Source organism: Pseudomonas sp. JS3066 (genome assembly GCF_036328175.1).
Lineage (GTDB): Bacteria > Pseudomonadota > Gammaproteobacteria > Pseudomonadales > Pseudomonadaceae > Metapseudomonas.
Map to the genome: position 1 here is coordinate 1,367,659 of NZ_CP143312.1, position 13,085 is coordinate 1,380,743.

11 protein-coding genes and 4 pseudogenes are annotated in these 13,085 nt (G+C 54.1%); 9 read left to right on the top strand and 6 right to left on the bottom strand.

Going from position 1 to position 13,085, the window contains the following annotated elements; all coding sequences use genetic code 11:
* Positions 1-142: 142 nt before the first annotated feature.
* The 3 genes and pseudogenes from tnpC to tnpA all read right to left on the bottom strand — a co-directional run.
* Positions 143-1,450: pseudogene (gene tnpC, locus SA496_RS06505) on the bottom strand (IS66 family transposase); the annotation flags it as partial.
* A 61-nt stretch (positions 1,451-1,511) separates the two neighbouring features.
* Positions 1,512-1,847 (bottom strand): IS66 family insertion sequence element accessory protein TnpB, encoded by a 336-nt coding sequence (gene tnpB, locus SA496_RS06510; protein ID WP_073664664.1) that lies wholly within the window; start codon positions 1,845-1,847, stop codon positions 1,512-1,514.
* A complete protein-coding gene (gene tnpA, locus SA496_RS06515) occupies positions 1,844-2,161 on the bottom strand; it encodes an IS66-like element accessory protein TnpA (RefSeq protein ID WP_073664663.1) in 318 nt (105 codons plus the stop codon). Before tnpA ends, tnpB begins: the two co-directional genes overlap by 4 nt.
* Before the next feature lie 95 nt (positions 2,162-2,256).
* Between tnpA and SA496_RS06520 the strand changes: the two are divergent.
* The 3 genes and pseudogenes from SA496_RS06520 to SA496_RS06530 form a co-directional block, all read left to right on the top strand.
* Positions 2,257-3,130, top strand: a pseudogene (locus tag SA496_RS06520) (IS3 family transposase); the annotation flags it as partial.
* A 22-nt stretch (positions 3,131-3,152) separates the two neighbouring features.
* Positions 3,153-3,884, top strand: coding sequence for an EAL domain-containing protein (locus SA496_RS29115; protein WP_073664662.1), 732 nt, complete (start codon positions 3,153-3,155; stop codon positions 3,882-3,884).
* Complete coding sequence (locus SA496_RS06530; protein ID WP_073664661.1) at positions 3,838-4,206, top strand: EAL domain-containing protein; 369 nt, start codon at positions 3,838-3,840, stop codon at positions 4,204-4,206. The genes SA496_RS29115 and SA496_RS06530 overlap by 47 nt, the downstream gene beginning before the upstream one ends.
* Positions 4,207-4,310: 104 nt before the next feature.
* Here SA496_RS06530 and SA496_RS29120 read toward each other — a convergent pair.
* From SA496_RS29120 to SA496_RS06540, 3 genes and pseudogenes are all read right to left on the bottom strand, one after another.
* Positions 4,311-4,532 (bottom strand): annotated as a pseudogene (locus tag SA496_RS29120) (methyl-accepting chemotaxis protein); the annotation flags it as partial.
* A gap of 54 nt (positions 4,533-4,586) precedes the next feature.
* A pseudogene (locus tag SA496_RS06535) lies at positions 4,587-5,276 on the bottom strand (PAS domain-containing protein); the annotation flags it as partial.
* A 314-nt stretch (positions 5,277-5,590) separates the two neighbouring features.
* Positions 5,591-6,049, bottom strand: a complete 459-nt coding sequence (locus SA496_RS06540) for a YbaN family protein (protein ID WP_079867733.1) — start codon at positions 6,047-6,049, stop codon at positions 5,591-5,593.
* A gap of 390 nt (positions 6,050-6,439) precedes the next feature.
* Here SA496_RS06540 and hemE point away from each other — a divergent pair, with 390 nt between their 5' ends.
* From hemE to SA496_RS06575, 6 genes are all read left to right on the top strand, one after another.
* Positions 6,440-7,501, top strand: coding sequence for a uroporphyrinogen decarboxylase (hemE, locus tag SA496_RS06545; protein WP_073664659.1), 1,062 nt, complete (start codon positions 6,440-6,442; stop codon positions 7,499-7,501).
* Positions 7,502-8,879: 1,378 nt separating this feature from the next.
* Positions 8,880-9,860, top strand: a complete 981-nt coding sequence (locus SA496_RS06555) for an NAD(P)/FAD-dependent oxidoreductase (RefSeq protein ID WP_073664657.1) — start codon at positions 8,880-8,882, stop codon at positions 9,858-9,860.
* Positions 9,860-10,198 carry a DUF362 domain-containing protein gene (locus tag SA496_RS06560; protein ID WP_073664656.1) on the top strand — a complete coding sequence of 113 codons (339 nt, stop codon included), beginning with the start codon at positions 9,860-9,862 and terminating at the stop codon, positions 10,196-10,198. Before SA496_RS06555 ends, SA496_RS06560 begins: the two co-directional genes overlap by 1 nt.
* A gap of 62 nt (positions 10,199-10,260) precedes the next feature.
* Positions 10,261-11,640, top strand: a complete 1,380-nt coding sequence (locus SA496_RS06565; protein ID WP_073664655.1) for a glutamine synthetase family protein — start codon at positions 10,261-10,263, stop codon at positions 11,638-11,640.
* Between the two features lie 70 nt (positions 11,641-11,710).
* Positions 11,711-12,871 (top strand): cytochrome P450, encoded by a 1,161-nt coding sequence (locus SA496_RS06570; RefSeq protein ID WP_073664654.1) that lies wholly within the window; start codon positions 11,711-11,713, stop codon positions 12,869-12,871.
* 16 nt (positions 12,872-12,887) lie between these two features.
* Positions 12,888-13,082: a ferredoxin gene (locus tag SA496_RS06575; RefSeq protein WP_073664653.1), complete on the top strand. Its 195-nt coding sequence runs from the start codon at positions 12,888-12,890 to the stop codon at positions 13,080-13,082.
* The last annotated feature ends 3 nt before the right edge of the window (positions 13,083-13,085 follow it).

A 13,085-nucleotide genomic window follows, 5' to 3' on the forward strand; every position in this document is an offset into this window, starting at 1 on the left:
CTCACGATTGGTACCCCGCACCTTGCGGTGCCTCGTTCCATTGTCGAAGGCGCTCTTGATTCAGCCTTCTAGATTCACCCGGTGACACGGGTGGTTCCCGCCGGGGGGGGGAACAACTTCATTAAGCGACTTCGTGTCGCACCTCGACCGGATTATTGTCGATGGGAACAGCACCATCCTCGACATAGCGAGTCAGTGCCAGCCAGCGTTTGAGGCTGTAATCCAAGGCTTTCGCCGTTGCTGATCCGTTGGGCACCAGATCACGCTGGGCCAGCATCCAGTCATGCAGCGCGTCGAGGATCGGCGAAGCTTTTTCCTGCCGTATTCGCCCGCGTTCTTCATCGCTCATGTCGCGCACTTGGCGTTCGACTTCGTACAGCCCAGCGATCGAGTGCAGCGCCTGTTCGGCCAATTGGCTTTTGTTCGCCGCGTGCAGATCGAAGAACTTGCGCCGGGCGTGGGCCATGCAGCCGATTTCGGTGATGCCTTGCTCGAAACCGGCCTTGTAGCCAGCGAAGTCGTCGCAGACCAGCTTGCCATTCCACTGGCCAAGAAAATTGCGCGCATGCTCGCCGGCACGGCTGGGGCTGAAGTCGTAGACCACGGCCTTCAGGTCGGCGAAGGGCGTGGTGCTGTAAGCCCAGACGTAAGCCCGATGGGTTTTCTTCTCGCCCGGGGCGAGCATTTGTACCGGGGTTTCGTCAGCGTGGATCACGCGTTGGCCCAGCACGGCTTCGCGCAGCGCATCGACCAGCGGCTGAAGCTGTACGCCGGTTTGCCCGACCCACTGCGCCAGCGTCGAGCGGGCGATAGCGAGACCGGCACGACCAAAAATCTTCTCCTGCCGGTACAGCGGCAAGTGATCAGCGAATTTGGCCACCATCACGTGAGCCAGGAGGCCGGCGGTGGGGATGCCCTTGTCGATCACCTGGGCCGGCACTGGTGCCTGGATCAGTGTTTCGCACTGGCGACAGGCCCATTTCCCACGTACGTGCTGTTCGACGGTGAACACGCCCGGCGTGTAATCCAGCTTTTCGCTGACGTCTTCACCGATGCGTTGCAGCTGGCAGCCGCAGGCGCACTGGGTGGTGTCCGGTTCGTGATGGATCACGGTGCGCGGGAATTGCGCTGGCAGCGGTGTGCGCTTGGGCTGTTGGCGTGGCTCAGGCGGGACGGTCGGCGGGTTCACCGCCTTCAGCTCGGCCTCGATGGCGGCGATGTCCGTGTCGAGCAGGTCATCCAGCAGGCTGCCCTGGTCAGGGCTCAGTTGCTCGCTGCGCTTGGCGAACTTGTGCCGTTTGAGCAACGCGATTTCGTGGGTGAGGTTCTCGATAACCGTTTGGTCGCGGTGGATCTTCTTACCCATCATGTCGACCTGCGTGAGCAGATGCGCGGCCAGTGCGCGCAGCTGTTCAGGTGTCAGTTGGTCGAGGTTGGGCGAGGCAGTCATGCCGCTGATTGTGCCAGAGCCGGCGGTCAGCGGAGATACACCGATGGGCTAATGGCCGGTGCTACAGCACTGTGATCGCGCCGGCTGCGCCGACCCGCTGCCAGGGTAGACCCAGTACCAACGCCTGAAGTTGCTCGGCGTCCAGCTCCACTTCGGCGCCGTGCCGGATGCCTGGCCAATGAAACTTGCCCTGGTTCAATCGCCGCGCGGCCAGCCAGATACCCACGCCGTCATGCACCAGGACTTTCATGCGGTTGGCGCGGCGGTTGGCGAAGAGATAGGCGCAGTGCGGCTTCGCCGCACCGAACACCGCGATCACGCGGGCCAGCGCGGTTTCAGTGCCAGCGCGCATGTCCATCGGCTCGGTAGCGAGCCAGATAGCGTCGATGCGAATCACTGCATGAGCCCGCGTACAAACCGGGCGCAGCCTTCAGGTTCGGAGGCTGGCCATTTCACCGTGACCGATTGCTCGCCAAGCGGTAGCTCGATAATCACCGATGCTTCAGCCGGCCGTTTAGGCGTAGTCCTCACTGGAACGAACGACGGCAACGCCGCTGGTGGCTGATCTCGGTAAAGCGGTAGCCACTTGCGAATGACGTTGGCGTTGATGCCGTGACTGATGGCAACGCTGGAGACGGTCGCACCGGGTTGCAGGCATTCCTGAACAACCTGGGCCTTGAACGGTTTGGGGTAAGAGCTTCGTTGGCGCATGGAAATCCCGGCGATAAGGGCTATCGCGTCCGCTTAAAAATACGCGGACACCATCGCCCTTAATGCTGGAGTTCGGAAGGTGACTTGGCTGGACGCTTACCCAGGACGGCAGCCTGTCGGCGGTCAGTGCCGGCGAAGCGGTGGTGCCCGCTTCCGAGTTGGCCGATGCCCTCAAGCAGATTCGCGAGCTACAACGGATGCTGGGCAAGAAGACCATGGAAGCCAAGATCCTCAAGGAAGCGGTGGAGATCGCCCGCTCGCGAAGATAATGGCTTGCGCACTCACCCTTGTTGCCGGAGGACGACCAATGAAGGCGGTCAGTGAGAGTCTCGGTGTACCGCGCTCGCAATTCACGGCTCGACTCAATCAACTCGCTCCAGGGCCGCAGCCCCGTCGGCGCCGGACGGTCAACGATGCAGCCCTGGTCGAGCAGATCTAGCAGGCCGTCGGCGCGTTGCCCAGCTATGGCTATCGTCGGGTCTGGGGGCTGTTGCGTCGGCAGCACGAGCAGCAGGCCCTGCCTCCGGTCAATGTGAAGCGAGTGTATCGCGCATGCGTGACCACGACCTGTTGCTGGAACGCCGGCGCAAGCAGCCGGGTGTGGCGCGGCGTCACCAAGGCCGGGTTGCCGTGGCGACGAGCGACACCCACTGGTGTTCGGATGGCTTCAAGTTCCGCTGCGAGGATGGCGAAAAGCTGCGGGTGACCTTCGCCCTGGACTGCTGCGACCGCGAAGCCATCAGCTGGGTGGCCAGCCCAAACGGCTACCGCGGCGACGATGTCCGCGGCGTGATGCTGGAGGCCATCGAGCAACGTTTCGGTGGCGAGTTGCCGGCATCGCCGGTGCAATGGTTGAGCGATAACGGCTCAGCCTATACCGCCGACCAGACCCGCGCCTTTGCTCGGCAGATCGGCCTGCTGCCCCTGACCACCCCGGTGTGCAGCCCGCAGAGCAACGGCTTGGCTGAACGCTTACCTTAGGGAAGGGCAGATGGTTGCCCATATTGCGGAGTCATCCTTCTCGGTCTTGTTAGCTAAGGCGGATGCTGGTCGAGCGACTCGCGTCGCACGAAATATTCTTCAGGTACTAGGCGAACCCATTGAGCTATCCGACTTGCTCTTGGAAGTTGACTGCAGCATCGGTATTGCCTTGTATCCTGGCCATGGAAGTGATCCTGATGCACTGCTTAGGCGAGCCAATGTTGCGCATTATGGAGCACGCCAAGCAGCGAGTAAAACAGCTATATACGCTGGATCACTTGATAGTGACAACGCCCACCGGCTGAAATTGATGACGGAGCTACGGCGTGCTATCAGTCTTGATGAGTTTTTCTTGGTTTTTCAGCCAAAGATGAAAATGGGGACGCGGAGAATTTGTGGTGCTGAGGCGCTGACTCGATGGAGGCACCCAGTTCACGGATTAATGAGTCCTGATCAGTTTATTTATTTTGCTGAGAAATCAGGTTTGATTACGCGCTTAACCTACTGGGCTATAGGTGCGGCTTTACGTGAGGGGTATGTGTGGAATAGTTCTGGTGCGGCTGTTCCAATTGCAGTTAATCTGTCATCGCATGATCTTCGTGATACTAACCTAATGGCGCATATATCAGAGTCATTGGAAACTTGTGGCGCTCTTCCTGGCTGGATACAGTTTGAATTGACCGAAAGCATGTCTCATGGAGGATATAAAAAATTCTCAAGCGGCTCTAAAAAATCTTCGTGATCTTGGCTTTAAGCTTTTTATTGACGATTTTGGGGCTGGATACTCTTCTCTTTCGTATCTTAGGAAGTTGCCGGTTGACTATATAAAGATAGATCAATCGTTTGTGATGAGTCTAGGTCGTGATGATGACTCTGCCGCAATTGTTCGATCAACAATTGACCTTGCTCACAATCTAGGACTTGAAGTCGTGGCTGAAGGGGTTGAGTTCGAAGTTGCGATGGGAATGCTTGCAGAGTGGGGGTGTGAGGAGGTCCAAGGATATTGCATCAGCAAGCCTCTTCTGGGAGGTGACTTTCAGGAGTGGAAGCAAAACTTCCACTGAGTTCTGCCTGTGACGAACTATGAGGCTCATGTTTTATAAATAGGCGAAAGATATTCCAAGGTTATAGTTCTAGAAGTTTGCAGTTAAGACGGTTTGGAGTATGAAAGCATTTCCTGGATTTTCTGGGTGGCTTCGCGAGTTCGTCCTGCCAGTTTCTTAACTTCATCCGCTACGACAGAAAACCCTCGTCCCACATCACCAGCACGAGCAGCCTCAATTGCTGCATTTAGCGCCAACATATTGGTTTGGTCTGCGATGCCTTTGATCACTCCTACAACTTTTGAGATCTGCCCATAGGTCGCCTGAATATTCTCTAGCTCTCTTGCGTGCATAGCTTCGGCGAGCTTCTCATCTGAGATGTCTCGCAGTGCTCCAATGATGCGCCAAAGATTACCATCTAGATCTTTAACTCCTCGACCTGTTTCGCGATACCAAGTGTCACCTTTTACTTTGTGCCGCATCCGGTACTCAACTACGTAGGATGACTCAAAGTCTCCAATTTTGGCGTAGTCCTCTAGAGCTTTTATGACTCTTCTAAGGTCCTCTGGATGAACGATCGAAACGTAGCTGTCCCAGCCGTCAAAAAAATCGTTTATTGAATAGCCAATAAGCTCTCTGAATTGTTTGGAAAATCGCAGCTCGTTGGCTGGGTTATCTAGGTCTCCATCTGTTACGATAAGCTCCCAGCACCCTTCGGTAAGTGTTTGCTTGGTGAGGTCCCAGATTCTCTCTTCTACTTTATAAATCTCAAGCTCGTGGCCGATTTCATCAGCTAGTGACTTGGCTGATGATAGTTCATGACGGAGATCAGAGATTTCAGTTTGGGCGTTAAGCAAGCAGTCCTTGAGGTCGGCGATCAAACTGTTGCTCGTGGACTCCGGCACGCTCAATACACTACTTGATTGAATGTCGGTCAGTTTTGTTTGGAGATTCTCCAGGCTTTCAATGAGGTTTGGGTATTTGTTAATTAAGCCGTTTGCATCAACGTGGCGTGGCTGCCCACTAAGTAGTGTGCATAGATGGCTTGTAATCTCGTCAGAAAGTTTTTTGACTTTTCTGCTAAAAAGCATATTCCTTCCTCAACAGAATCAGTTCTTGTATTGCGTGGGGTTAGTAGTTAATGCTAAAGTCGGCGAAAATCTGGATTAGATAATCTAGGATGGAAGTGTGAGGGGTTGGAGTTTCCTGCTTCTGTGGTAGAATTCTATCGTCAATCATAACCCCTATTTCAAAGCTTCCAATGATGTTGTGCATTTCTAATATCCTTTGCTTGGTCTTGTTTTGGTTTTAGATGGAGTTTGTGATTAGCTCAGATGCTCTCGAGTGATTGGGCCGACTGGTCTGTACTGGCCCGATGAAGGAGCAAGATTAATTGAGGTAATTTCTAGTTGGCGCGGTGGCTTGTTTCATTGCCAAATCTATTTATTAATGGGTAGTTGCTCGCCGGTAAGCGCTCGGGTCGTGACCAAACTACAACCGCGCCTGTAATAATAGTTACAATGATTGTCGCCAATAGGAGCGGTTTATGGATGCTAAGCAACACAATCGCCATAGACGACAGCATGCCAACGCTGGCCGTCCACTTTGAGTTGCGGTCGATCACTCCACCCTGTTCCCAGTTACGTAAGCGCTCACCGAACTGCGGGTGCTGCTCCAGCCAGTGGCGTAGCCGGGGCGAACAACGGGAAGCACTCCATGCCGCGGTCAGAACAAATACAGTGGTGGGCAACCCTGGCAAGAGGGCACCCAGCACGGCTAAAGCGATACTGATCCACGTAAGCACCAGCCAGAGCTGGCGAAGACGATGAGCTTGCTTGTCGCTGCACTCTTGTCTCTGTTTCATAACGTTGCCTCACCAAGCAGTTAATACCTTCAGCTGGCACTAATCGTTTTTGGGTCCGTTAATGGACTGGTCCAAAAATTCTGGATCCTTGGACGTCTGGACCCACTGCACTGAACGTTGTGGCAATTACCGCTATCCGTAATACATCGCAGCGCGAATACCCTCTGAGCTACTCGTGAGCGGCCAGGCGCATTCCTACCCTGATCCTTGTCTGTGCGGGGAATGGCAGAAGTCATCCCAGGCTGGATGAACCGTAGCATGAGTGTTTCCAAACGCGCAACATGTTTCTATAATGAAAATTAGACGGCGGGTAAGCCCGCTGATTGGGGAACCTGAAGCCTGATGGTGGATAGGGTGGCAATGTGCAACTAATTGAGCGGAGAAAATGCAATGGCTGAGCTGAAGAACGACCGCTTGCTTCGGGCGCTGCTGCGTGAGCCGGTGGATGTGACGCCGGTGTGGATGATGCGCCAGGCGGGCCGCTATTTGCCGGAGTACCGTGATACGCGGGCAAAAGCTGGTGACTTTCTAAGCTTGTGCAAAAATCGAGAGCTGGCGTGTGAGGTAACGCTCCAGCCGCTGGAGCGCTACGACCTTGATGCGGCGATCCTTTTTTCCGATATCTTGACCATCCCGGATGCAATGGGCCTTGGTCTCTACTTCGAAGAGGGGGAGGGGCCGCGGTTCAAGAAAACTATCCGGACAGAAGCGGACGTGGCTGAGCTCGCGGTGCCGGATGCGACCACTGATCTTGACTATGTTTTGGCGGCGGTGAAGGAGATTCGCAGTGCTCTAGCAGGTAGAGTGCCGCTAATTGGTTTTTCCGGCAGTCCGTGGACCCTGTCGACCTACATGGTTGAGGGGGGCTCCAGCAGAGATTTCCGGCATATCAAAAAAATGATGTATGCCACGCCGGAGGTAATGCATGCGCTTTTGGATAAGCTTGCGCAGGCCGTAATCGGCTATCTGAATGAGCAAATCCGTAGCGGAGCTCAGGCTGTGCAAATCTTTGATACCTGGGGCGGCGTCCTTAGTGGCCCGCTGTATCTGGAGTTCTCGCTACGGTACATGAAGCAGATCGTCGATGGTCTGATTCGTGAAAGGGAAGGGCGGCGGGTGCCAGTGATCCTATTCACCAAGAACGGTGGCCAATGGCTGGAGGCTATGGTGGAAGCCGGGGCTGATGCGCTGGGGCTAGACTGGACCTCCGACATTGCTGATGCGCGTCGTCGTATTGGTGATCGGGTGGCACTGCAAGGGAACCTGGACCCCAGTGTCCTTTATGCTCCGGCGATGCGGATCCGAGCGGAGGTGGCCGATATTCTCGCCCGCTTCGGAAGCGGCAGCGGGCATGTGTTCAATCTGGGACATGGCATACACCAATATGCCGACCCGGAGGTCGTCAAGATATTCGTTGATGCAGTACATGAGCTGAGTGTTCCGTATCACTGATTTTGCCTAGCCTCAGAGATCGAAATCGCTCCAATGACGCATGCTTTTCTAGTCGGATCAGGGGAGAGGCTTCGATTTCCTTGATGGTCCACTGCACCGCAACATGCCAGCGATATCGCGAGGTCCTCCCGGATTCTGATGCCTAAGCTCTGTACGAAAAGTTCTGCCATAGGCATCGCGGTGTGTAAGTCAGCGTGACCATCGCAGCGACGCTTCTGGCTAACTGCTCGTAGCGGGTGTTGAATCCCTGGTTGTCCATCAGTTGGCCAAGCATCCACTTGATGACGCTCTGCTGCCGTTACTTCCGATGATCAAACAGCCGTGGTAACTCCGGCTCTGGCAAATGCTTCATGGTGCGTTTCGGCCTGCAGGGAATGTGACCTTGCTCCAGCAGAGGTTGAGCCTAAGCAACGTCGCTGGCTTGTTTCGGCAGCAACGGACGGCGCAGAGGCACGCAGTGGGCATCGCGGCTCCTTTGAATCTTGGTGGTCAGGCTGTTTTGGTTTCGTCCACATGCTTGGTCTAGCGGTACTTACTGCCTCCTTTATTCCGGCGCCATACGAAGTACGAGTTACGGGCACCGCCATGGATTTGATCATCTAGGAGTTCACTTCAATCAGCCCTTCCTGATTTGGCCGAGCATGCAAACGCTTGAGCGCTTGGTCAAAGGTGCTCTCGTCTCGCCAGCCACGGAAACACCGATAGACCGTCGACAAAGCTCCGACGCGCTCCGGCAGGTGGCGCCAGGCTTGCGCCGGAGCACAGGATTCAGAAGATGCCGCAGTATGCGGTCGCCCCATCTCCTGCTTCGCGGAAACCAAGCCCGCGAATGACTGCCAAGCGGCATTGGCGTAGTGGTGCCTGGCCTATGTGGGCCCCAGCACGCTCCGGTGACTTGCAAATCGCTGCAGATCTTCCGGCAGCTGCAGGCCACTGTGCTGGACGGATTGATTAGCCGGTGACCTATCTCTTCCTCTCCTCAGATACCTAATCACCGGATGAGCATATACGGGACCTCTACCCGAGAGAGGCAGGCCGCTGCTTCTTGCTCAAGGGAGGTGCCGACCGGTGGGCTGATGCCGAGCGCTTCATCCCAATCCGCACCTTGATGTCCCCATTGAGCTGAGCGCAAGCGGCAGAAGTTCACAGCTATTAGGACCAAATTTCTTGGTCATTGGGGCCTCCCTTCCTGATGTTTCACATGGTTAGGACGGGCTTCTCTTCGCCGCCGAACCCTGAAAATACCCCGCATTTCCTGGCTTAACTCATTGATTTTAAAGCAATAGCTTTCTGTGTTTACGAATGTCTCCAAAAGTTCTTGCTGGGAAACATGTTTCGAATTAGGATACACAAAAGCGACAACAAAGGTGGTTGGAACATGAGCAACGCCAAAGAATATGACCTGGTAATCGTTGGTGCGGGCCCGATCGGTCTGTACGCGGCCTACTACGCTGGTTTTAGGGGGCTCAAAACGGCCCTGTTTGACGGGTTGCCGCAGGTCGGCGGGCAGGTGGCGACAATGTATCCGGAGAAGCTGATCCATGATGTTGCGGGGTTTCCCGGCATCAAGGGGGGCGACTTCGTGAAAAACCTCCTGGAGCAGTCGCAGCGCCAGGATTACGACCTCTATCTCTCTGAGCTGATTGTCGGTCTGGAAATCCTCTCGGACGACACCTTCAGCATTACGACCGACCGGGGAAACCATTACACCGCAAAGGCTGTGGTTATCGCTGCTGGTCTGGGGAAGTGCACGCCTCGTTCGCTTCCTGCTCTGGAGGAAGTTAACTCTCCCAACATCATGCATTTCGTACCTGATCTGTCGGTACTCGATGGCAACGATGTCGTCATTGCTGGTGGTGGCGACAGTGCCGTCGACTGGGCAATCGCTGCGGCGCCCCGCGCTAAATCGGTCACTGTTATTCACCGTCGTGCACGTTTCCGAGCCCACGAAGCAAGTGTGAATGAAATGTATGAAAGTGGTGTGCGTGTTGTCGCTCCGGGCGAGGTTGTCGCGTACCACGAAGAAAATGGCCAGGAGTTTCTTGAACTTTGGAGTGGGGATAATAAAGAAATCCTGAACTTTGACAGTTTTGTCATGGCGCTGGGTTTTCACTCTGATTTGGGACCGATGGAGAGTTGGGGCCTCGGGATAGAGGGCTTCCGAATTCCGGTTAAGCCAAATATGGAAACCAAAATGTCTCGCGTTTTCGCCATTGGCGATGTCAGCGAGTATCCAGGCAAGGTGCGTTTGATTGCGGTCGGTTTTGGCGAGGCGGCAATCGCGGTCAATCACGCTGCTGCCGTAATTTCGCCAGAACTCTCGGTGCTGCCCAGCCATAGTACGAATGAGGTGAACTAATGCCTTACGTCATTTCTGATCCGTGCATACAAAGCAGAGACCAAGCATGTGTCGATGTTTGCCCGGTGGATTGCATTTATGAAGCTGAGGGGCGTCTCTGGATTCAGCCCGATGAATGTACTGAGTGTGGCGCTTGCGAATCGGTCTGTCCGGTAACGGCTATTTGCTATGTCGACGCAGAAAGTGATGACCAGGACTTGCGAGAAGCCCGTGAGTTCTTCAGTACAGTGTTGCCCGGGTGCGACGGCCCGATTGGTAGTCCTCGAGGCGCTCAAAAGATCGGTCAGATCAAAAGCGATCACCCAAGAGTTCTACAATTAATTAAAGGCTTGGAATAGATCTCGTTAGTTCTTGCCCAGCCTAATACGATGCGAAGCCTTGACAGTAACAGGTGATAAAAATGAACGAAGAAAACAAGAAACAGATCCTGCAAGTCCGAGAATTCATTGAGAAGCACAATGTCGACACAATTAGGCTGGGGGCGGTCGATATAGATGGAGTCTGGCGCGGTAAGCAAGTCGGTTCTGATTATTTTCTGAACAAAGCGGCTATTGATGGGACCAATATCTCTAATATTTTGTTTGGATGGGATGTTGCCGATCACTTGGTCGATGGTTTGGAATTTACTGGCTGGGATTCTGGGTATCCGGATATCGCCCTAATCCCCGATCTTTCGACTCTCTCGCTGGTCCCTTGGCAGGCAAAAACTGCATCCGTGCTTTGCGATATTCAGCATCTCAATGGCGAGCCGCTGAATCTCTCGCCTCGGAATCTTCTTCGTAAAGCCACCGAAAAAGCAAAACAGCTTGGTTACAAGTGCTACGCGGCGTACGAGTTTGAGTTTTATCTGCTGAACGATTCTATCGCGAGTATTTCGCAAGATCAGTGGCGCAGCATTAATCCGGTGGAAAAGAGCGGTCACTGCTACAGCATGCTTCATCACTCTAGTTCTTCGGACATCATGGGTGAAGTTCGCAAATACATGCGAGATGCGGGGATCGTATTAGAAGCGACGAATAGTGAGCACGGCCCAGGTCAGTACGAGATCAACATCAAGTATGACGATGCACTTAAGGCGGCGGATGATGCAATTTTTGTCAAGAACGGCATCAAGGAGATTGCCGCAAAGCATGGCATGACAGCGACCTTCATGGCGAAGCCTAATGCAGAGTGGTCCGGTTCTTCCGGCCATGTCCATATGAGCCTGACGGACCTAGCAGGTGTTCCGGTATTCGCTAACCCCGAGAATCCATCTGCGCTGTCGGAGGTTGGTTACAACTTCCTTGCTGGCATGGTTGCGCTTGCCCGAGAAATGTCGGCGATCTATTTGCCGAATATCAACTCCTACAAGCGGACGGCTGGGGCATCTTGGGCGGGCGGTAATTCGTCCTGGGGATTCGACAACCGCACTGTGTCGCACCGTGCGATCACATCCGCCGGAGCGGCCGCTCGGGTCGAGAATCGGATCCCGGGGGCCGATACCAACCCTTATCTGGTTGTTGCGGCAAGCCTACTGTCGGGGCTCTACGGCGTTGAGAACAAACTCAAGCCTAAAGATCCCATCCTTGGTAACGCTTATAAAGTATCGCCGGAACTCGCACGTCCGCTCGCGACGTCATTGGAAGAGGCTACCAAGATCTTCCGCGATAGCGAAATGGCGCGAGTTATTTTCCCGGAAGAGTTTGTTGAGCACTATGCCCAGATGAAAGTGTGGGAAGTCAAGCAGGCCAATGGATATGTGAATAATTGGGAGTTGGCGCGTTACCTCGACATTATTTGATGGGGCGCCCAGGTGCCTGACCTTCAAAAATAGAAGGCGAATATTGAAAGATTAAATAAAGGATATAGTTATGAAAGACGTAAATGAAGTGGCGAGGAATTTCGATTTTCATGGTGAGGCACTTGATGAGATTTTCGAAACCTATTCCACCCTTCGTAACGGGTGCCCGGTGGGTCGCAGTGAAAACTACGGTGGTTTCTGGTTTCTAACCAAGAGCGACGATATTTTCGCCGCGGAGCAAGATCCGGAAGCCTTTTCGGTATATCCCTCTATGATGGTTCCGTCGGTTTCGGAGGGGATTCAGCTTCCTCCAATCGATATCGATCCGCCGGAGCACACTGCTTACCGCCGTATTCTCCTGCCGCTGTTCACGCCGCAAGAATTGAAGAAGCTCGAACAGCCTATTCGGGATACGGCACGAAAATTGGCTGAGGATTTCGTAAAGGAAGGCTCAGGCGCTGACGCGTCCTACCATTATTCTCGGCCGCTCCCAACTATCATTTTTAGTCGTCTTGCGGGTTACCCTGAGAAGGATTGGCCGAAATTCGATAAATGGGTTGACGACATCATTTATGAGCGAGTCGAAAAACCAGAAGTCGCACTTCAGGCCAGTAAAGACGTCTTCAGCTATTTTGAGAACCTGCTCGATAACTGGAAAGATGACGGCGAGTCGGCCAATCTGATGGACTATCTCTGCCGAGCCAAGATCAACGGTCGCCCGCTCACCAGAGACGAATTACTGCGCTATTGCTATCTCCTCTTTCTGGCTGGCCTGGATACCACTGCTTGGTCTATCCGAGCTGGTCTTTGGTATCTGGCAAACAATCCAGAAGATCAGCAGAAGCTCCGCGATAACCCTGAGCTGATCCCGTTGGCTTGCGAAGAGTTTCTGCGGACTCTATCTCCTGTTCAGGTAATGGCACGAACTTGCCTGAAAGATACCGTTATTCGCGGTCAGGATATCAAGGCGGGTGAGCGTGTAATGCTCGTTTTTGGCGCTGGTAATCGAGATGAGGAGATTTTCCCGAACCCGGACAAGATTGATATTGAGCGGCAAGAAAACCGGCACCTGGCATTTGGTGGTGGTATTCACCGGTGTCTTGGCTCGAACCTTGGGCGCCGAGAACTCGTAGTAGGTATTGAGGAGTTCCTGCGTGCTGTTCCCCAGTTCAAACCCGCCGATCCGTCCGAGAAATGGCACGGTGTTGGGCCCTTGAAACTCGCTTTTTAAAAACGGGAGAAGAAGCATGAAAGTAACTGTTGATAACAATCGCTGCCAAGGTCATGCACGTTGTGTCTATTTCGCCCCTGAAGTCTTTGAAATTGACGACGAGGGTTATTCCCGAGTGAAGGCCGGTTACGAAACTGTTCCGGTTGAGCTCCAGGAAAGCGTAAAGAAGGCATGTGCCAATTGCCCTGAACTCGCAATCAAAATTTCATGATCT

Excerpts from the sequence above, each read along its gene's own strand:
- SA496_RS06575 (WP_073664653.1), top strand. The coding sequence starts at position 12,888 with ATGAAAGTAACTGTTGATAACAATCGCTGCCAAGGTCATGCACGTTGT.
- SA496_RS29115 (WP_073664662.1), top strand. The coding sequence starts at position 3,153 with ATGGTTGCCCATATTGCGGAGTCATCCTTCTCGGTCTTGTTAGCTAAG.
- SA496_RS06540 (WP_079867733.1), bottom strand. The coding sequence starts at position 6,049 with ATGAAACAGAGACAAGAGTGCAGCGACAAGCAAGCTCATCGTCTTCGC.
- SA496_RS06555 (WP_073664657.1), top strand. The coding sequence starts at position 8,880 with ATGAGCAACGCCAAAGAATATGACCTGGTAATCGTTGGTGCGGGCCCG.
- hemE (WP_073664659.1), top strand. The coding sequence starts at position 6,440 with ATGGCTGAGCTGAAGAACGACCGCTTGCTTCGGGCGCTGCTGCGTGAG.
- SA496_RS06560 (WP_073664656.1), top strand. The coding sequence starts at position 9,860 with ATGCCTTACGTCATTTCTGATCCGTGCATACAAAGCAGAGACCAAGCA.
- SA496_RS06565 (WP_073664655.1), top strand. The coding sequence starts at position 10,261 with ATGAACGAAGAAAACAAGAAACAGATCCTGCAAGTCCGAGAATTCATT.
- tnpA (WP_073664663.1), bottom strand. The coding sequence starts at position 2,161 with ATGCGCCAACGAAGCTCTTACCCCAAACCGTTCAAGGCCCAGGTTGTT.
- SA496_RS06570 (WP_073664654.1), top strand. The coding sequence starts at position 11,711 with ATGAAAGACGTAAATGAAGTGGCGAGGAATTTCGATTTTCATGGTGAG.
- SA496_RS06530 (WP_073664661.1), top strand. The coding sequence starts at position 3,838 with ATGGAGGATATAAAAAATTCTCAAGCGGCTCTAAAAAATCTTCGTGAT.